Here is a 19233-nt window from a genome sequence, read left to right on the forward strand (position 1 = left end):
TTACCAGCTATTTAGTTTCTTCGTAACTCACACTGTCTATTCGTTTATTTTGAAAGGAGAAAAGGAGCTAATAAGACAGATGATATTCCTGTAGTGGAGTGGTTCACACAAATGAAGATAGCTAAAACGTATATAAATCCCCTTAAAGCGAAGTTGTGGCACAACCCGTCGAAGACAGGTAGTACTGTATACATACGTGGCGATCGCAACCTATAAAGAGTGATTTGCAAAAGGCTGAAACAACGTAAAGACCTTGATAGACAGGATTATTATTTTGTAAAGTGGGTAAGCCATATAGCTTACCAAATTTTTATAATACATAATTTAATTATGAAATAGGGCAAACTAATATTGATTAATTTCGTTTAAGGACTGAAGTCAAAAGCTTCATTATTCTTAAATAGACCAGCATTTTTATGTGATAGCTTATCAGCAATGAAAATAAATTCTACTGTACTTCTTACTTTGATTTTGTTAATCCTGATGATGGGAGCGGGTTCTGTGAGCGCCTTATTGGGGTTTGAACTCGGGAGTTCAGCACTTAAAGGCGTTACCGCACCAGATGGGCGGCCCACAACCAAATTTGCCAGTAATAAGGCTAATAGCTCTCAACAGGGAGGGCTAGTGCTATTAAAAGAGGAAGAGATTCTGAAAGTTGTCAAGGCGCGAATTGATGGTAAGACCAAGGCTGCTAAATCGGAAAAGCTAGAGGAAGATGACGAAGAAACCAATAGCAGCAAGCAGAAGCCAGAGGAGAAACCTCCAGAAGTGGTTGAAGAAAAACCCCTACCAGGTTTTCCAGTTACTGCCCAAAGTGAGGGTGTAACCATGACTGTGCAATCTGCCCGCTACTCTGGTGGTGATTTGCTACTGAAAGTGAAAATGCAGAACAAAGGTAAGGATTCTGTACGCTTCCTGTATAGCTTTTTAGATGTTACCGATGATAAAGGACGAACCCTGAGCGCTAGTACAGAAGGTTTACCAACAGAATTGCCTGTAAATGGGCCAGCATTTTCAGGTACAGTGAGCATTCCCACAGCTTTGCTTGATAATGTTAAGAAAATATCACTTGCTCTTACTGATTATCCCGCTCAAAAACTGAAGTTAGAGGCATCGGATATTCCTGTAGAAAGATAGATTGGGAATTGGGCATGGGGCATGGGGCATGGAGAATTGGGAATTGGGAATTGGGAATTGGGAATTGGTGACTATCTGTTATTTTTTTACTATTACCCATTACCCATTCCCCAATCCCCCTAAATGGAGGGCGTGAGTTTTACACGAGCTTTGGCGGTGATTGGTTTTCCTAACTTAATTTGGACGGACGTGGCGCTGCGGTTGTTGTCAGTGCTATTACTGATTGCCATCAATGCCTTTTTTGTGACGGCAGAATTTTCGATGGTGAGCGTGCGGCGATCGCGTATTCACCAGCTAGTTAAGGCCGGGGATATTCCAGCGATCGCAGTCGAAATGCTACAACGTAGTATTGACCGACTGCTATCTACCACCCAGTTAGGCATTACCCTTTCTAGTTTGGCACTGGGATGGATTGGAGAAAGTACGATTGTTGTACTCGTAAATGGCTGGTTAAGATCCTGGCCTTTACCCAGTGGGATGACTAACTTTTTGGCCCATTCTCTATCAATTCCCATTGCCTTTTTCTTAATTGCCTATTTGCAAATTGTGATCGGAGAATTATGTCCCAAATCCTTAGCCATGCTGTACTCAGAACAGCTAGCTCGGTTTTTGGGGCCTTCGGTAAAAGCGATCGTGCGTTTTTTTGGCCCCTTCATCTGGATTCTCAACCAATCAACTCGTTTTTTATTGCGGATTTTTGGTATCCAATACACAGGACAAGGCTGGCGGCCGCCTGTGACTCCTGAAGAATTGCAACTGATTATCTCTACAGAATGGGGATCTACTGGTTTACAGCGTGCGGAACGAGAACTGCTCAATAATGTCTTTGAGTTTGGGAATGTCATGGCCCAAGATGTGATGATCCCCCGCACTAGTATTATCACGCTGCCAAAAGATGCTACCTTCCAAGCATTACTCAGGGAAATGGCTGCTACTGGTTACTCACGCTACCCCGTGATTGATGAATCTTTGGACGATGTTCGGGGCATTGTTTATTTTAAAGATTTGGCACAACCCTTAGCTGTAGGAAAGCTCAGTTTAGACACACAGATTCAACCTTGGATGCGTCCCGCCCGGTTTGTTCCCGAACACACGCCCTTGAGTGAACTTTTACCCATGATGCAGCAAGAGAAGCCCGCTATGGTCATGGTAGTAAATGAATTCGGCGGGACTGTGGGACTGGTGACTATAAAAGATGTCATTGCGGAAATCATCGGCGACGCTAACGAACCTGAAAGCAGTGACGATTTACTGATTCAGATGTTAGATGAGCAGAAATTTCTGGTGCAGGCACAGATCAACCTCGAAAACCTCAATGAGGTTTTGCATCTCGATTTACCCCTGACCAGAGAATACCAGACACTAGGGGGTTTTTTGCTGTATCAGTTACAGAAAATTCCTGTCAAAGGCGAAACTTTCTGTTATGAAAATCTCGAATTCACTGTCGTATCAATTGTTGGGCCACGCCTGCATCAAATTCAACTGCGACGGTTAGAAGAGTTAGGAGTTGAAAGTTAGGAGTGAGGAGTGAGGAGTGAGGAGTTAGGAGTTAAGCCGAAAAACATCTAAGTTAAATAATTGAATTAAATCAAACTCTTGTGGGGTAGGCATCTTACCCGCCTTAATTATGAAACTTAAATGTGAAAAAGGTTATGAATTTTAACTCTTAACTTCAAACTCCTAACTCTTAACTCCTCACTGCTGACTCCTCACTTAAGAAGCATACGTCACCGGATCAACGAGTCCCAATTCGGCAAAAGCTGCCAACCGCAAGCGACAAGAATCACATACACCGCAGGCGACATCACCACCTGCATAGCAAGACCAAGTTAGCTCCCAAGGAACTCCCAATTGATTCCCCAGTTGGATAATTTCGGTTTTTTTCAAATTGATTAGGGGTGCAACAATCTTAATTGGTTGTCCCTCACGCCCTTGTTTGGTTCCCAGGCGAAAAACTTCCTGCATTGCCTGAATATAGTCGGGGCGACAGTCAGGATATCCTGAGTAATCTAAGGCGTTGACACCGATATAGACACGCTCTGCGGCGATCGCTTCGGCGTAACCAAGAGCAAAACTTAAAAAGATGGTATTACGAGCCGGAACATAAGTGACAGGAATATCTTGAGACATTTCATCCAGCGATCGCTCCTGGGGTAGATCAATCGCGTCATCGGTAAGTGCAGAACCACCCCATTGCCGTAAATCAAAATTAACTACCTGATGTTTTGCGATCGCAGCTTTTTGAGCGATCGTGAGGGCTGACTGTAACTCTCTTCGGTGTCGTTGCTGGTAATCAAAGGAAATAGCATGACATTCACAGCCATCAGCCTTAGCTTTATACAGAATTGTGGAAGAGTCCAATCCCCCAGATAACAGAATTACAGCTTTCATCTCAGTTGCAAATTTTAGATTTCAAATCACCAAATCACACCTCAACAAGATGCCAGAAGGCAATGCCAAGGAAAAATACACTTAAGTCTTACTGAATGTTTTAAAGTTCATCAAAAGACATATATTTTTGTAGGAAGTATCAAAGACAAAGCAAACCCGAACTATCTATACAAAAGATATTTAGATTACGGGAACCGATCGCAAACTTTGAAATTCTTCATAAACATAGGCTCTATGTTACCATCTGGATGGTTTTAGACGGATCGTAACTGGCTTTCGAGTATAAACGCCAACGGCCGTAGCGTCTCTATATTTGGTGGTTGAGGAGAGAATAATAGTGCAAGATAGCATGTCAGTGGCAGAATCGAATCCATACACACAGCGCAACCAGCCACGACCGATCCGCATAGGCGTGATTGGAGTGGGTAACATGGGACAACACCACGCTCGCGTGCTGAGTTCAATGAAAGATGTTGAACTGGTCGGAGTAGCAGATATTAACGTCGAGCGAGGATTAGAAACTGCCAGCAATTACAAGGTGCGTTTTTTTGAAGATTACTGTGACCTGCTACCCCTTGTGGAAGCAGTGTGTATAGCTGTTCCCACCCGTCTGCACTATGCCGTGGGTATTAACTGTCTGTTAGCGGGAATTCATGTTTTGATTGAAAAACCGATCGCAGCCAGTATTTCTGAGGCAGAGTCTTTAGTAAATGCCGCAGCTGAGTCTGGATGTATCCTGCAAGTAGGTCATATTGAGCGTTTCAACCCAGCTTTTAAAGAACTAAGCCAAGTTCTGAAAACAGAAGAATTGCTGGCGCTAGAAGCCCACAGAATGAGTCCTTACTCAGATCGGGCAAACGATGTTTCAGTCGTGCTGGATTTAATGATCCATGACATCGACCTACTTTTAGAACTAGCTGCTTCCCCAGTCACAAAATTGACTGCTAGCGGGACTCGCTCTTTAGACTCTGGTTATTTAGATTATGTAACCGCCACCTTGGGGTTTGCCAATGGTATTGTTGCTACTCTGACCGCCAGTAAAGTTACCCACCGCAAAATTCGCCGGATTGTCGCCCATTGCAAAAATTCATTTACTGAGGCAGATTTTCTCAAGAATGAAATTTTGATTCACCGACAAACCACTGCCAATTCTCTCACCGACCACCGACAAGTACTTTATAGGCAAGATGGTGTGATTGAAAAAGTCTACACCAGCAATATTCAACCCCTGAGTGCAGAATTAGAGCATTTTGTCAACTGCGTACACGGTGGCAATCAACCCTCAGTAGGTGGTGAACAAGCTCTTAAAGCGCTAAGACTGGCAAGTTTAATTGAGCAGATGGCGCTGGAAGATCGAGTTTGGAATCCATTAGACTGGCAATCGGAACCAAGAGTACAATCATTGACCCCGACAGCCTAGAAGAAGGGATGAGGGGGATAAGGGGGACAAAGTAAAATTTGCACCCTTCTCTCCTCCATAGCTGCAACCTCATAAGAAAACCCTAGAGGATGTTTTTAAATTTGCCATCAAGTCTTTAGATCCCCCTTAGTCTTTTTAGAAAACTGACTAAGGGGGATCTAAAAAATTAGAAAATAAAACTTAGTGGTTTGTTTCATGAATTTTGTCAGGTTCGTAGTGAGCGATTTATCACTCAATTTCAAGACTTAGAGGTACTTGCAGCAACTTGCAAGTAAATGAGATACAAAACGCAGGACTCAAAATCAGATATGAAGAGTTTCTATCTCCTGCCTTTTGCCTTACGAACTTTTCTAATCCTCGAAATTAATGAAACAGACCCCTAGCTTCCACTCGTCTTACTCTATTTTTCAGCTACGATCTCAACTTTTAGTGCAGTCAAGTTGCTTGGACTTTAACAAGCTGGGATAATTACCTTTTAAAAAAGCTAAAGCTGAATTTTACTAATAAGACTAGTACAGTAATTTCAGGAATTGACTCAATGCTTGAATGGATAACTAATACTATTAACTATTTTGGCCATTGGGGAATCGCCATACTAATGTTCCTAGAGAACCTCTTTCCCCCCATTCCTTCAGAATTGATTATGCCCCTAGCTGGATTTACAGCAAGTCCATATCAACCGGGAGGGGCAAAGCTGAATATCTTTGGAGTGTTTTTTGCAGGACTTTTAGGTTCTGTATTGGGCGCACTTATTTGGTATTATCCGGGTAAGTTTTTGGGCGAAACCCGTTTGAAAGCTTGGGCTGACAAGTATGGTAAATGGCTGGCTATATCCAGTAAAGATATCACCAAGTCCAAAGAATGGTTTGATCGGCAAGGTAGAAAAGCAGTATTAATTGGTCGCCTTGTGCCGGGAATCCGCACCTTGATTTCTGTTCCCGCAGGGATCAGCAATATGCCCTTGCTACCATTTCTGTTTTACACAACAGTAGGTAGCGCGGCTTGGGTGGGTTTGCTAACATACTCTGGATACGCCTTGGGTAGTCAGTATGAACTTGTGGACAAGTACCTTGCTCCTGTATCTAAAATCGTACTTGGGGGTTTGGTTCTAGCATTTGTTTTTTGGGTATTCAAGCGCCAGTTAAGACGTACTAGAAGATGAAACACGGACGCTTTTGGTTTGAAAGCAGTAAAAGCAGGGGTTACATCTGGCCAAAATTCGCCTACACTATGCCAAATAATACTAGATGTGCGAAGGCATGAGCTTATCGGAGATATGACTGGAATTAATTTTTGGCGTATTTCTAGCTACACTTGACGCAACCTAGAATTTCTGGTTGCTCGCATTTTTGTAAGATGAGCATGACAACTTTTTACAGTTAAGTTTGAACTAGGAGCTTTCATGACAGACCAACCTTCCGCCGCTAACCCTATGAATAGTGCTGCTATACCCATGAATAGGCAGCCGTTAGCATCGACGACTCCCATTAATACTACTGTTAAGAATAATCCTCCTTCCGGTAGTATCAACCCAGGCGGTGGTTCCGGGAAAACCATTCTCAGTGTTGATTTAGGTAGAACTTCCACAAAAACTTGTGTGAGTCGTGAACCAGGCAGTGTGGTGTTCGTACCTGCTAACGTCAAGCAGATGTCGATAGAACAAGTCCGCGGTGGTGTTTTTGAAGCCAGAGCGACTGACCCCTTAATGGATTTGTGGCTGGAGTATCAAGGAAATGGATATGCTGTTGGTCAACTAGCAGCAGATTTTGGGGCGAATCTAGGAGTCGGACAATCTAAGGTAGAGGCTGCACTAGTAAAAGTGTTAGCAAGTGCTGGCTACTTCAAACTCAGAGACGATATCTCAGTTGTACTAGGTCTGCCTTTTCTTTCCTTAGAGCAATTTGAAAAGGAAAAAGCACAGTTGATTAGCCAAGTAGGTGGCCCTCATGTGTTGAACTTCCGAGGCGAATCTATATCGTTGAACGTCAGTAAGGTATGGGTAATGCCAGAAGGCTACGGCAGTCTATTGTGGTCTGAAGCTCAACCGAAGAAAAGTCCTGGCAGTCCCGATTTTACAAAAATATCGGTGGCGATCGTCGATATTGGACATCAAACCGTCGATCTTTTGATGGTAGATAACTTCCGTTTTGCCAGAGGTGCTTCTAAGAGCGAAGACTTCGGGATGAATAAGTTTTATGAATTGGTGTCTGCCGAAATCGAGGGAGCAGATAGTCAATCTCTCGCGCTGATTTCTGCTGTGAACAAACCTAGAGGTGAACGTTATTACCGTCCTAAAGGTGCTAGTAAGCCCACCAACCTAGATGATTTTCTTCCCAACCTCACGGAGATGTTTTCGCGCGAAATCTGTAGCCGTGTGCTAGCCTGGTTGCCAGAACGCGTCACCGATGTAATTCTGACTGGCGGTGGTGGTGAGTTCTTCTGGGACGACGTTCAACGTCTTCTGAAAGAAGCAAAGATTAATGCTCATTTAGCAGCACCTTCACGACAGGCTAATGCTTTGGGGCAGTATATTTATGGAGAGGCACAATTATCCTCCAATCGCGCTGCTAGGGCATAAAGCTGATGTTCCAATGGTCAAAAAAGGTAGTTAAATCCGTCACGTTCAACCCAGAGCTTGCTGATGAAAGCTTGTTAGCGCAAGTAGAAAGTTATTTGGAAAAACAACCAGACAAGACTTTCAGCGACCTCTGTAAAGAAGCCTTATGGCAATCTTTATGTGTACCGGAACCTGTACAACCTGCTCCACAAACAGCAGCAACAACACCGGTTGAACAACAAATCGGTGAACTGCAACGTCAAGTGGCTGGACTTGAGGAACGTTTTTTTGCCAAGGGATCTAATCGTTTGGAGGCGATGGAACACCATCTTCTGCAACTTTCTCAACAAGTTGCACAACTGGCGATCATAGTCAACGATCGCTCGTTCATTCCGTCTCCAAGTCAATTAGAAGTAGTAAATAATACTTCTTATACTGTTGCTACCCCTCCTCAAGAGGTTGACCCCGTAATCAGTCGCCTTAGTCAGTTTCTCGATGATTTTTAAGAAACGATCGCGTTTGTGAGCAGTTTTTGCTCATCTCAGCAATCCTTAATAGTTAATACTATTAAGGATTATTAATATTTATATATTTAAAAGTTTAGATCCCCGACTTCTTAAAGCAGTCGGGGATCTGGATACCAGCAAATCATCAAAACAATTCAGTCTAAATCCAAAATTCAATATTATTTTTGTTAGGATCGCGACCCTTTAATAGAGCAACAGAAAAATCTTCAGACTCGAAGTTGAAATAAGGAGTCTGTATTTTTTTGCACTTTGAGGCGCTCTTAGGAACTTTATCACTCAGATAGTTCATTAAATGAGAAATCTTTACAACATCCACATCAGACTGATTGCCTTTTCCCTGCAAAGCTTCAATGAGGTGGTAAGTGTAAATACTCATTTCATCATCAGGTCTTATCCAGGAACTTTCCTCTCCTTGAGATGAAGTGAAAACTACCCGACCCTTACCTTGACTTAAATCTTTAATGACACTCTTTGGAACAGGAATTTCCTCAAAGTTAGGGGGAATTTCTTTAGCTTTAGGGCTAGCTTTAGGGCTAGCTTTAGGGCTAGCCATTCCTGCTGCATGGCAACTATCAATGATTACCAAGAGTCGCTCAGATTTAATCTGACGCAAAGCGTTAGTGAAGTCTTCTGCACTCAAACATGAGCCTTCAAGGTCGAAGGGGTTAACGTCATGTGGCAGTAAATAGTAGCGATCTTGGCTTCTATTAAACCATCCATGTCCTGAATAATAAATAACCATTGTAGCTTTTGGATTAGCTTCCGCCTTTTCCTTCAACCAGTTCAACTGTTCCAAAATTTTACTGCGTGTGGCTTCTTTATCATGTAACCGCCGAACATGTTCCGAGTCATTACAATAGGCACAGAAATTTGGGTCAACTAAAACTTGATGAAGTGCTTGAACATCTTTGACAGTCACTGGTAGAGATAAAGGTTGGTAGGCAGATTCCCCAACCCCAATAAGTAAAGCATAACCATTAGCAAAGATAGGAGTTTTTGGTTCATAATTGGGATTTGTTTCTGGTTGAGGATCTGGTCGTCTAAACCAGCGCATATAAACTACCCAAGTTAAGCCAGATAGTGTTGCTATTATCATTAATGAAATAAATATCAATTCTTTGGTAAATAGATGTGGTGGTGGGGGAGACATAATGTATTGTTTAGTTAGTAACTGTATATCATCTTTTTTATCAATAAAAAATTGGTTGATTATTTGTACCCATTTAGTATCATCCATTGGAAGTATTAATCCATAACTTTCGTAGCTTATTGCTAATTCTGAGTCAATGTAAAATTCACTTTGTGTTCCTAAATCTAATTCTTTTAAAATTCTCCTCAAAATGATTTCATCGCTAGCAACGGCATCAATTCTTCTATTTATAAGAGCATTAATCAACTGCGCCCTGCCACCTGGAATCTTTACTATTTCTATTTCTGAAAGAAGGGAATTGAAGTAGCTTTGAAGCCTGTCTGAGGTTATACTGCTACTGATAACTCCAATTTTAGGTTTTGAATGGCTGGAAAAGCTAGGTAGTGAACTATTTTTTAGAAATGAGAATTTTGACTCTTCCGTTTTACGAATTAAAAGTAATGTTTTAGTTGCGAAAAAAACATGAGAAAATGTAATTCCTTCTTCGTCTTTTCTAATTGAATCTGAACCACATTCGCCAGCAAGATGAAGAGAATTCTGAGCATGATATCGAGTTTTTTTAAACCTTTCTTGAATGCTGATTGGGTATCTGACTATATTGATATCATCATTGATAAATTTTTTCTCTCTTAAATATCTATCTAGTAAATCTGTTAAATTGGTACAAAAACCTTGCCAGCGACCAATTCCATCTTGAGAGCTAATAGGAGGAGAGTCTTGCCTAAGTCCCCAATTTATTCTTTTAGTAGCTATAGCTTCTCTAATAATTCTAGAAGACTCTGGCTTGATTGCTGGAGGTATCTGTGCTACACCAACAGAATTTAATAGTAGAGTTAATCCTGTTAAACTCGGAAAAAGCAAAGTTTTTATATTGAGCATTATTGATAATAAAATTACTATTTATAGGCTAATGTTTTATAGAAGCTCAACTTGATTTCCTGAATCAGCTAACTTAGCATATTCATCTAAAGGTAACAGATCGTTGTAATTTAGCTAAAGCACGGTTGTAATCTAAAATAGCTTGGATTCGATTACCTTCTGCTCTAGTCAAATCGTTTTCTGCACTGATAACGTCAGTTTGAGTACTAACACCTGCTCGGAAACGCAAACGTCCTAAATTTAAGGCTTCTCTAGCTTGATTTAAAGCCACACTGGAACTTTGCACATTATCCAAATTAGACTGCAATTGCGAATAAGCTTGTTCCACTTCAAACCGAATATTATTCCGTTGGTTTGCAAATTGCGTTTCGGCAATCCTAATTTCTACATTCCGTTGAGCCGCCTGAGCTTTTGCTGTTCCTCCATCGAACACTCTCAAGCTTCCTTGGACTCCTAAAGAATAACCATTAAGAACACTAGCGCGATCATCAAATACATCTTGCAGCTTGTAGCTGGAAACGAAGCTAATTTGTGGTTTCAGTCGAGAAAGAGCTACTTTTTGCCGAAATTGAGCAATGCGCCGCTCTACCAATCGTTGTTTTAGTTCTGGTCGGTTTTGAAAGGCTAGCAAAATAGTCTCTTCAACTGTTAACTGCCACAAACCAGATAATTGTACAGGGTCAGATGCACTGATATTCACCGACTGCGCCAAATTTAACCGAGTTGCTAACTGACGACGGGCAATTTGTTGCTGCGAAATAGCATTAGTTAATTGTTGTTGCGTGTTTGCTAAGTTTACCTGAGCTTGCAGCCTATCGAACTGTGTACCGACACCAGCTCTTTCTAAAGCTTCTGTATCTCGCAAACTAGCCTCAGAATTCTGCACAGATGAAAGATTAATTCGTACTTGTTCATCTGCTTGTTGCAAATTGTAGTAATCCAGGGTGACATTCAAGCGAATTTCCTCTGACAGACGCTCTATTTCCAATTCATCTAGACGCACTTGCTCTTTGGCGGCTCCTCTACTGGAAGCACCTGGGCCAAAATTATAAAGACCATAAGTGAGTTCCAAACTACCACTAAAAGTGGTAGTAAATTCATCTGGATTTAACCTTTGATTAGATAAGAATTGAGCTTGTTCACCTAGTTCTTCTGTATAAAGCTGGCCAAAAGCAGACTGAGCGCGACTTAAATCAGCACTCAAACTAATAGTTGGATACATACCAGCTTCAACCTCTTGTAAAGCAGCATGACTGCGTTCGACCTGGAATAACACCCCTTGTAATTCAAGATTGTTACGTCGTGTTAATTCCAAAGCTTGCTGTAGACTAATCGGCTGATTTTTTTGAGGGTTGACTTCTTCTGTTCGGGAGGGAAATTGTAAAAGATTGGGACTAGGATTAAGGTCATTGGTTACTTGTGCGGCTCCAGATCCAATATTAATTAAAGTGATTATACAATTTATACTTGTAACTATTACATAGCGATGAGCCGACATAATTAATTAGTATTTGATACTACTTGCAATGGATTAGATATTAATACATGGTACATAACAAATCAATTACATTAAGTAGCTTAAATGATTACAGTATTAGCACTGCTATTAAGCAGGAAACTGAAAGGAAGTAGATATAAAAACAGCCTTGACAAAAACCTTAATTAATGTGCTAAGAGAGAATTTGATTTATTTTCCAATGCTCAAAATAATGTCTCTAACAAGCTCCGCCTATGTACATTTGCAATACACAAATTGGCTCACTTTTGTGCTGAATATTATTAGTACATATTTTTACTAGATTCTTTTTTTACCTTATACACTGTATAAATGCTAAAATCCTCAAGTAGACAGTTAGGATACTTAGATGCCAGTTGTAGCTAACTCAATCAAGTTTGGTACAGACGGCTGGCGGGGCATTATTGGTGACGAGTTCACCTTTGAACGCCTAGCCCTGGTCGCGCCAGTTGCCGCAAAAGTATTATATGATACATATTTTTCTACGGTTGGTAGCCGAACAATAATTGTCGGTTACGATCGCCGATTCATGGCTGAAGACTTTGCTCGTGCTGTCGCCGATACTGTCTCTGCTGTCGGCTTTGATGTACTACTGAGCGAAAGCTTTGCCCCAACCCCAGCTTATAGTTGGGCTGCAAAAGAACTCAATGCTTTAGGGGCGTTGGTAATTACAGCCAGCCACAATCCGGGTACATATTTAGGGTTAAAAGTCAAGGGTTATTTTGGTGGGTCAGTGCCGCCAGAAGTCACAAAAGAGATAGAAGCGCAGTTGTCGGTGGGAGTACCACTAGCAGCTACCCCAGGTAAGCAAGAAAAATTCGATCCCTGGCCTAGTTATACCCAAGCGCTAGAAGGTAAAGTTGATATTGCCAAACTTCGGGCTGCGATCGCATCTGGCAAACTAACATTATTTGCCGATGTCATGCATGGCGCTGCGGCTGGCGGATTGGCAAAACTACTAGGCGATGGGGTCAAAGAAATCAACTCAGAACGCGACCCCCTCTTTGGTGGCGGTGCGCCGGAACCCTTACCTAAATACCTTTCAAAGTTATTTGGAGTCATCAAAGCTCACCGAGAAACCGATAAATCCGGTTTAACTGTGGGGTTAGTATTTGATGGAGACTGCGATCGCATTGCAGCAGTCGATGGAGAAGCAAACTTCCTAAGTTCCCAAGTATTAATACCGATATTAATCGACCACTTAACCCTACGGCGCGGCTTTAGTGGTGAAATAGTCAAAACCGTTAGTGGTTCCGACTTAATGCCCCTTGTAGCAGCATTACATAACCTCTCAGTCTTTGAGACAGCAGTTGGTTATAAATATATAGCTGACAGAATGTTAGTAGCAAAAGTGTTACTGGGTGGTGAAGAGTCGGGAGGTATCGGCTATGGTAGCCATATTCCCGAACGCGATGCACTGCTGTCAGCATTGTATGTGCTAGAGGCGATCGTAGACTCTGGTTTGGATTTAGGTGAGTATAATCGCTACTTGCAGAAACAAGCAGGTTTTACCTCAGCTTACGATCGCATTGATTTACCCTTAGCAAGTATGGAAGTGCGATCGCGTCTTTTGCAACAACTGGAAACCGAACCATTAACAGAAATTGCCGGGTTAGCAGTAATTGATTGCCAAACAATTGACGGCTACAAATATCGCCTAGCTGATAAAAGCTGGTTAATGATTCGGTTTAGCGGTACTGAGCCAGTTTTACGCCTCTACTGCGAAGCCCCAACAATTGAGCAAGTGCATCAAACTCTTGCTTGGGCCAAACACTGGGCGGGGTAAAATTCATTATCAGTCATTAGTCATTTGTCCTTTGTCCTTGGTAAATTACTAATGACCAATGACTAATGACCAATGACAAAATTACTTGTAGTAGCCACAGGAAATCCAGGTAAGTTACGCGAAATGCAAGCTTACCTGGAAGATTCTGGTTGGGAATTAACCCTCAAACCTGAAGAATTGGAAATTGAAGAGACGGGTGAAACTTTTGCCGCTAACGCTTGCTTGAAAGCATCACAAATTGCTAAAGCTACGGGAAATTGGGCAATTGCTGATGATTCAGGCTTGCAAGTAGATGCCCTCAATGGCGCACCAGGAGTTTATTCTGCACGTTACGCCAAAACCGACTCAGAACGGATTGCTAGGATATTGAAAGAATTAGGCAACGAGGTAAATCGGCAAGCGCAGTTTGTTTGTGCAGTAGCGATCGCTCGTCCTGATGGTGCGATCGCATTACAATCTGAAGGTATTTGTCGTGGCGAAATTATCCACGCACCCCAAGGTGATAGTGGTTTCGGCTACGATCCAATTTTTTATGTGCAAGAGTTGCAATTGACCTTTGCTGAGATGACACGGGAGTTGAAGGGGTCAATAAGTCATCGAGGCAAAGCTTTTACAGCTTTACTTCCGCAACTGGAGATAGTTAGGAGTTAGGAGTAGAGACGCGATTAATCGCGTCTGTACAGGATTTATGAATTCTGCTAAATCTTCATTCATTAAGTCCTGACTCACAACTCATAACTCTTAACTCATAACTTTTTTAAACTGCTTCTGTGTTCTTTTCCCCGGTACGAATCCGAATCACTTGCTCAACAGGCGAGATGAAAATTTTACCATCGCCGATTTCGCCAGTGCGGGCAGCAGCAATAATTTTGTCTACCACCATATCAACCTGATTGTCGTCAACGACGATTTCCACTTTGAGTTTTTGCAGAAACTCGACAGTGTATTCAGAACCGCGATACCGTTCAGTTTGGCCTTTCTGCCGTCCGAACCCCCGGACTTCAGAAACAGTCATACCGACAATACCAGCATTAACCAAGGCAATTTTTACCTCATCTAGCTTAAATGGGCGGATAATAGCTTCTACTTTTTTCATCTTCTTAACTCCTGACTTCTACTAGCTTCGTTTATATATCTAACCAGATCCGTTGTCTGAAGCTGTAACTAGCAGTGCTTTTCCTAAAAGATATGTAATAATTACCACTTTTTTAAAGTGTAGATGCTTTGCCTGATCTTTGAAACATGAGAACCAGCAAGGATTTATTAATTGGATAATCTTTGAGGTTCTGATATAAATAATTTGCTGTAAAGCTAGTATATTATGTAGCTTTTATAACCTAAAAATAGATAAATTTCGCTATTTAGAGACTGATTGCAGAGGAATTGCTTAGTAGCCAGAAAGCCTGCTGCTACTGACTGTGGGAGTGTAAACTAACGTTTCTGATGTTCAAAAAAGGGACGTACAACAAAATATCCAGCGCTAAAGGCAGTAAGCATGATTAACAAGATGGTGATAATTAACCACCAGCCATTGAGTCCCTTAGCATCTGGCTCAGTAGTGGAATAATAACTTACTTGTTGCTCTTCTATAAAAACTGGTTGTGGTATCGGGAAATTAATTTCCATTACAGGCGTGGAAAAGTTTTGGCGGTGGCTTTTTTCGGGTGGGGCTTTGGAGATAACAGATGGACGTGGATGAGCAACTTGCTGCGGTTGAGGCGCTTGAGTTCCTGGCTGTTTGGCGACGCTTTTCACACCACTAGAGGCTTGGGTAGCTTGGTGATAACTAGGCGTAACATAGGAATCCACAAAATTTTGCAAATGAGAAAAAGACTGAACAACTTTGATAATTTCTTGGCGTAATACTTGATTTTCTTGTGCTAGTTGGTGATTTTGGGTGGTGAGTGCATTTAGCCTCGCCTGTGTTGCTTGCAACTCCGTTGACAATTCCCTGTATACAGATAGTGGTACAGAGGGAGGGTAGGCTTGAGTAGTCGATGTTGGCGAATTTCTGTGAACAGAACCTATGGTTGTTCGCATTGGGGGCTTGGTATTAAAAATCAAGATAAGTAGATCGTACAGAGATGCTAACAGAGATAGTCAGCCCTGAAACTATGCCCAAGAATAATAGAAAAATTCCGAAAGGGCAAAGATTTGTTATTGGGGAATTGGGTAATCTTCCTAATCCCTAGTCCCCAGTTTCCACAATGGGAAAAAGTGTCCTACAGGGCCTTGCCCTTTGCCAATATCTAGGGCGTAAGTGAGTGCAGTAGTCACATACTCCTTTGCCTGTTGCACTGCTGGCCACAAGTCATTTCCCTTAGCCAGATTAGCAGCGATCGCAGCCGATAGTGTACAACCAGTACCGTGAGTATTTTTTGTCTCTACTTGTTTTGTAGTCAAAACTTCCAACTTGTCCCCATCAAACCAGATATCAACGCCACGCAAATCTCCCTGCATACCACCGCCCTTAACTAAAATAGCCTTTGTGTGTAAAGTCTTGTAAATAATTTCAGCAGCAGCTTGCATATCCTCTAAGGAATTAATTTGTAACCCGCTCAAAATCTGAGCTTCGTAACGATTCGGCGTGATGATAACTGCCTTGGGAATTAGAGTATGGCATAGAGTCTTCACAGCATCATCATCAATCAATTGTGCCCCCGTACGTGACACCATTACTGGATCAACTACTAGATTCTCAATTTGTAAAGCTTCCACCTGCTGGGCAACTGCAAAAATAATCTCCTGATTGAGCAACATACCAGTTTTGGCAGCTTGTACGCCAATATCCTCAACAACTGCCTGAATTTGCGCCACAACAGCCTCTGTTGCCATAGCATCGACCCTTTTCACTCCTAGAGTATTTTGTGCCGTGACGCAGGTTATGGCGCTAGTCCCGTGGATACAATGAAAGGCAAAGGTACGTAAATCAGCTTGAATTCCTGCACCACCACCACTATCTGAACCAGCAATAGTTAAAGCAACAGGTATTCTAGGGTTTATTTCAGCGTTCATATTATGAAGATTAAGTAGGCGCTATCAAACCAAACTATCTCAAAGATTAGTGAACTAGCCTAAAACCATCCGTAATAGGTCAAAATAAAGCGAATTTTGTTAATCAGCTAAAATACTCAAAATATTTGTATTGAAAATGATAATCGTAAGTGGAGCAGGATGCAAACGCTGCTCGGTTCCTTGCCCGTATTTGATTATCATTATGTTCATTTTATAAGAGTCTGCGAAAACCAGCTTTGAGGCTGGATTTCGGCTTTTTTCTTGCACCCTCTTGATAAAGGTGCAATTATCTTAACCTCTCACCAATTAACGACCATAGATTATTGAAGGATAATCTAAAATCTAAATTTTTTAAACTCCCCAGGCCGGATTCGAACCAGCGACCAATCGATTAACAGTCGATCGCTCTACCACTGAGCTACTGAGGACCACTCACGATTTATAATCTTAGGGCTAAAAACAGTATTTGGCAAGTACTTTCGCCAATATTTTTTTATATGCTTAATTTTAGATAATTTTTCCAGCCAAAATCCATTCAGAAACTTAAGCAGAGACTCTTAAATACTAGATATTTACTGTAATCCCATTCGTAATTCAGCCAGACGCTGCCGCGCCTTAGCATCAATGGCATTAGCTAAAAACCTACTCTTAGATTGTTTGCGCGTATGATACTTTTGTCGCATCCGGCAGACGGTAGCTTCTACTTCCCCACAAAGTTGTTGTGCCGACAACCATTCAGCCCCATACCCCTGTATCATCAACTGCTGCGCCCGATCTGATGTAGCAACGATCACACGAGAAATCAAAGATTGGGCTATTTGATGGCGAAAAGAAGCACAGTATTTTTCAATATAAGTATCTGCTGTTTGCCCAAAATCAGTGTAATAAACTGATAAAAGCTCAGTAATCATTTCTTTATTACTAGAGCAATTTTGATATTGAGCATCAAAAACTATCTGAGTTGAATAACCTTGAAACGCACTATAACCAGTCATCGCTTCCACAAGTTCGCCCCGTGCGGCCTCTAATCCAACGCTATCCCGCGTTTTTTTAAGGCAAGGCCAAGCGCCTATTATATTGTAGCCGTCCACCAACAAAACGGCTTGGAGTAAGGAACGGGACATGGTTTTTAATCACAATTTTCTAGAGTTAACAAAATTCATTCATAAGTTTTATAATAATTGATGCATTGTCTGTAACACTATGCTACATAGAATAAAAAAGACGGTAGCCTCACAAAACTACAACTTAATACAGACGCACCAACTTAAAAAGCGCCTTTTAAACAAAGGCGCTTTTTAAGTAGTAGTGAAAATTAAGAGTGCTGAGTTAAAAAACTACCTATAAAAGTGGAGTATCTACAAAATGTGGAAGTACTTTTTATCTCACTCAGCACTTAGGACAGGGAACTCAATTAAGAGGCTTCGCTGTGTACCTCCATCAGACGTTGTTTAAGCCGTTGGGCTTCACCCCTATCTACCAGAGAGCCTTTTTCTAGCAAAAAAGCGCCGTCACAGTAATTTAACTCGTCTAATCGATGTGTTACCCACAAGGCTGTGATCCCTCTACTTTTGACAAGGCGACGGACACTAGTAACTAAATCCAACTGGCTATCTGGATCTAGTAAGGCAGTGGGTTCATCTAATAATAAGACTTCAGAGCGACGGGCGATCGCACCTGCGATCGCCACTCGTTGTTTCTGTCCCCCAGAGAGTGCATAAATAGGTCGTCGTTGAAGGGTAAGCAAATTCACCGCCCCAAGCGCCTCCTCAACCCTGGCTCTAGTGGCAGCAGGTGGTAACTTTTCTTCCACCAATCCAAAAGCCACATCAGCACCAACCGTTGGCATCACCAGTTGATGATCTGGATTTTGGAAGACAAAGCCAACGGGGTGTAAAACCCTAATCTCGCCAGATTCAGAAGCCAATAGCCCCGCCAGCAGTCTAAGTAACGTTGATTTTCCACTGCCATTTGTACCCAACAGCATCCAAAACTCACCCTTGGGTACTTCTAAAGAGCAAGATTTGATAACTTTCTCTCCATTCGGCCAACTGAAATTTAAATCCTTGACCTCAATACCCACTTGAGCCATTTGTCAACCTTGCTTACTCAGCAGCTACAGCGAAAAATCCAGGTGGTCTGCCACCGCCAGGGGTTGTACCATCTTTCTGAACAATCTGCACCCCAGAAATTTCACTAGCGCGGACAGCAATTTTTTTCTCTGTCTTGCCCTCGCACTTGAGTTCCACAATGTCAGGATTTCCAGAACGTATGGCTGCCAAAATTAGCTGATAGACAGCCTCAGCATCCTCTGCTGACTTACGTTGTACCGAGATAGGGAAAGCAGTGTTTCTGATGCTTAAATCGATGGTAAACATTTAGCAATAATCAAATTTAACTGTGGACTCATTTTAGCGTCAGCTGACTGATTCTAGGGAAATGGGCATTGGGCATTGGCAATTGGATTATTTGTCTTGTCTCTCTCATCTGCCCACCTCATTTAGAGCAAAAATTAATTTTTATGACAAAACCCCTAGAAAAATTAGCGATTTACACCTAATATGATTAAAGGTGTGTAAAAAATTGTAAACTTGGTTAAGAACCTGGTTAACTTTCTGCTTATAGAAGGCTTTTATATAGCCATCTAGAATACAGATACAACCTGTACTTATAAACATTTGGAGATTTGCTCTAATGACCATCGCAGTTGGACGTGCGCCCAGTAGAGGGTGGTTTGACGTTCTAGACGACTGGCTCAAACGCGATCGCTTCGTATTCGTAGGTTGGTCAGGGATATTACTATTCCCTTGCGCCTTCCTAGCACTAGGCGGTTGGCTGACCGGCACCACCTTCGT

Annotated in this window: 17 protein-coding genes, 1 tRNA gene and 1 pseudogene; 9 read left to right on the top strand and 10 right to left on the bottom strand. The window is 42.0% G+C overall.

The genetic code is table 11. The features are described from left to right. Positions 1-435: 435 nt before the first annotated feature. On the top strand, positions 436-1137 hold the full coding sequence (locus V7K38_RS13750; RefSeq protein ID WP_334858532.1) for a hypothetical protein: 702 nt from the start codon (positions 436-438) through the stop codon (positions 1135-1137). A gap of 123 nt (positions 1138-1260) precedes the next feature. Continuing rightward, positions 1261-2655, top strand: a complete 1395-nt coding sequence (locus V7K38_RS13755; RefSeq protein ID WP_334858534.1) for a hemolysin family protein — start codon at positions 1261-1263, stop codon at positions 2653-2655. Between the two features lie 195 nt (positions 2656-2850). Here V7K38_RS13755 and queC read toward each other — a convergent pair whose 3' ends face one another. Beyond that, positions 2851-3528 (bottom strand): 7-cyano-7-deazaguanine synthase QueC, encoded by a 678-nt coding sequence (gene queC / locus V7K38_RS13760; protein WP_334858536.1) that lies wholly within the window; start codon positions 3526-3528, stop codon positions 2851-2853. Positions 3529-3865: 337 nt separating this feature from the next. Between queC and V7K38_RS13765 the strand changes: the two genes are divergently transcribed. From V7K38_RS13765 to V7K38_RS13780, 4 genes are all read left to right on the top strand, one after another. Continuing rightward, entirely contained in the window at positions 3866-4948 is a 1083-nt protein-coding gene (locus tag V7K38_RS13765; RefSeq protein ID WP_334858537.1) for a Gfo/Idh/MocA family oxidoreductase, read from the top strand. A gap of 538 nt (positions 4949-5486) precedes the next feature. Then, positions 5487-6110, top strand: coding sequence for a DedA family protein (locus V7K38_RS13770; protein ID WP_334858539.1), 624 nt, complete (start codon positions 5487-5489; stop codon positions 6108-6110). A gap of 240 nt (positions 6111-6350) precedes the next feature. Continuing rightward, entirely contained in the window at positions 6351-7526 is a 1176-nt protein-coding gene (locus V7K38_RS13775) for a ParM/StbA family protein (RefSeq protein ID WP_334858541.1), read from the top strand. A 5-nt stretch (positions 7527-7531) separates the two neighbouring features. Continuing rightward, positions 7532-8011, top strand: a complete 480-nt coding sequence (locus V7K38_RS13780; RefSeq protein ID WP_334858543.1) for a plasmid segregation centromere-binding protein ParR — start codon at positions 7532-7534, stop codon at positions 8009-8011. A 160-nt stretch (positions 8012-8171) separates the two neighbouring features. Here the strand turns inward: V7K38_RS13780 and V7K38_RS13785 are convergent, their stop codons facing one another. Together V7K38_RS13785 and V7K38_RS13790 are read right to left on the bottom strand one after the other, a co-directional pair. Continuing rightward, positions 8172-10061, bottom strand: coding sequence for a caspase family protein (locus V7K38_RS13785; protein ID WP_334858544.1), 1890 nt, complete (start codon positions 10059-10061; stop codon positions 8172-8174). A gap of 82 nt (positions 10062-10143) precedes the next feature. After that, positions 10144-11559, bottom strand: coding sequence for a TolC family protein (locus tag V7K38_RS13790; RefSeq protein WP_334858545.1), 1416 nt, complete (start codon positions 11557-11559; stop codon positions 10144-10146). A 367-nt stretch (positions 11560-11926) separates the two neighbouring features. Between V7K38_RS13790 and V7K38_RS13795 the strand changes: the two genes are divergently transcribed. Continuing rightward, positions 11927-13363 carry a phosphoglucomutase/phosphomannomutase family protein gene (locus V7K38_RS13795; RefSeq protein WP_334858547.1) on the top strand — a complete coding sequence of 479 codons (1437 nt, stop codon included), beginning with the start codon at positions 11927-11929 and terminating at the stop codon, positions 13361-13363. Between the two features lie 72 nt (positions 13364-13435). After that, the gene (rdgB, locus tag V7K38_RS13800) at positions 13436-14014 is read left to right on the top strand and encodes an RdgB/HAM1 family non-canonical purine NTP pyrophosphatase (protein WP_334858549.1); all 579 of its coding nucleotides are present in this window, start codon (positions 13436-13438) and stop codon (positions 14012-14014) included. A 106-nt stretch (positions 14015-14120) separates the two neighbouring features. Here rdgB and V7K38_RS13805 read toward each other — a convergent pair whose 3' ends face one another. From V7K38_RS13805 to V7K38_RS13835, 7 genes are all read right to left on the bottom strand, one after another. After that, positions 14121-14459, bottom strand: a complete 339-nt coding sequence (locus V7K38_RS13805) for a P-II family nitrogen regulator (protein WP_012410794.1) — start codon at positions 14457-14459, stop codon at positions 14121-14123. A 335-nt stretch (positions 14460-14794) separates the two neighbouring features. After that, the gene (locus V7K38_RS13810; RefSeq protein WP_334858551.1) at positions 14795-15403 is read right to left on the bottom strand and encodes a hypothetical protein; all 609 of its coding nucleotides are present in this window, start codon (positions 15401-15403) and stop codon (positions 14795-14797) included. A gap of 141 nt (positions 15404-15544) precedes the next feature. Continuing rightward, on the bottom strand, positions 15545-16378 hold the full coding sequence (gene thiD / locus V7K38_RS13815; protein ID WP_334858553.1) for a bifunctional hydroxymethylpyrimidine kinase/phosphomethylpyrimidine kinase: 834 nt from the start codon (positions 16376-16378) through the stop codon (positions 15545-15547). A gap of 356 nt (positions 16379-16734) precedes the next feature. Further along, positions 16735-16806: transfer RNA gene (locus tag V7K38_RS13820), tRNA-Asn, on the bottom strand. A 144-nt stretch (positions 16807-16950) separates the two neighbouring features. Next, the gene (locus V7K38_RS13825) at positions 16951-17502 is read right to left on the bottom strand and encodes an NYN domain-containing protein (protein WP_334858555.1); all 552 of its coding nucleotides are present in this window, start codon (positions 17500-17502) and stop codon (positions 16951-16953) included. 290 nt (positions 17503-17792) lie between these two features. Further along, positions 17793-18470 (bottom strand): ABC transporter ATP-binding protein, encoded by a 678-nt coding sequence (locus V7K38_RS13830; protein ID WP_334858557.1) that lies wholly within the window; start codon positions 18468-18470, stop codon positions 17793-17795. A gap of 13 nt (positions 18471-18483) precedes the next feature. Further along, positions 18484-18756, bottom strand: coding sequence for a hypothetical protein (locus V7K38_RS13835; protein WP_012410874.1), 273 nt, complete (start codon positions 18754-18756; stop codon positions 18484-18486). A gap of 316 nt (positions 18757-19072) precedes the next feature. Between V7K38_RS13835 and V7K38_RS13840 the strand changes: the two are divergent. Further along, a pseudogene (locus V7K38_RS13840) lies at positions 19073-19233 on the top strand (photosystem II D2 protein (photosystem q(a) protein)); the annotation flags it as partial.

Origin of the sequence: Nostoc sp. (assembly GCF_036917465.1) — a bacterium.
Classification (GTDB): Bacteria; Cyanobacteriota; Cyanobacteriia; order Cyanobacteriales; family Nostocaceae; genus Nostoc.

Coding starts and splice junctions, on each gene's coding strand:
- V7K38_RS13750 (WP_334858532.1), top strand. CDS start 436: ATGAAAATAAATTCTACTGTACTTCTTACTTTGATTTTGTTAATCCTG.
- V7K38_RS13755 (WP_334858534.1), top strand. CDS start 1,261: ATGGAGGGCGTGAGTTTTACACGAGCTTTGGCGGTGATTGGTTTTCCT.
- queC (WP_334858536.1), bottom strand. CDS start 3,528: ATGAAAGCTGTAATTCTGTTATCTGGGGGATTGGACTCTTCCACAATT.
- V7K38_RS13770 (WP_334858539.1), top strand. CDS start 5,487: ATGCTTGAATGGATAACTAATACTATTAACTATTTTGGCCATTGGGGA.
- V7K38_RS13775 (WP_334858541.1), top strand. CDS start 6,351: ATGACAGACCAACCTTCCGCCGCTAACCCTATGAATAGTGCTGCTATA.
- V7K38_RS13780 (WP_334858543.1), top strand. CDS start 7,532: ATGTTCCAATGGTCAAAAAAGGTAGTTAAATCCGTCACGTTCAACCCA.
- V7K38_RS13785 (WP_334858544.1), bottom strand. CDS start 10,061: ATGCTCAATATAAAAACTTTGCTTTTTCCGAGTTTAACAGGATTAACT.
- V7K38_RS13790 (WP_334858545.1), bottom strand. CDS start 11,559: ATGTCGGCTCATCGCTATGTAATAGTTACAAGTATAAATTGTATAATC.
- V7K38_RS13795 (WP_334858547.1), top strand. CDS start 11,927: ATGCCAGTTGTAGCTAACTCAATCAAGTTTGGTACAGACGGCTGGCGG.
- rdgB (WP_334858549.1), top strand. CDS start 13,436: ATGACAAAATTACTTGTAGTAGCCACAGGAAATCCAGGTAAGTTACGC.
- V7K38_RS13805 (WP_012410794.1), bottom strand. CDS start 14,459: ATGAAAAAAGTAGAAGCTATTATCCGCCCATTTAAGCTAGATGAGGTA.
- V7K38_RS13810 (WP_334858551.1), bottom strand. CDS start 15,403: ATGCGAACAACCATAGGTTCTGTTCACAGAAATTCGCCAACATCGACT.
- thiD (WP_334858553.1), bottom strand. CDS start 16,378: ATGAACGCTGAAATAAACCCTAGAATACCTGTTGCTTTAACTATTGCT.
- V7K38_RS13825 (WP_334858555.1), bottom strand. CDS start 17,502: ATGTCCCGTTCCTTACTCCAAGCCGTTTTGTTGGTGGACGGCTACAAT.
- V7K38_RS13830 (WP_334858557.1), bottom strand. CDS start 18,470: ATGGCTCAAGTGGGTATTGAGGTCAAGGATTTAAATTTCAGTTGGCCG.
- V7K38_RS13835 (WP_012410874.1), bottom strand. CDS start 18,756: ATGTTTACCATCGATTTAAGCATCAGAAACACTGCTTTCCCTATCTCG.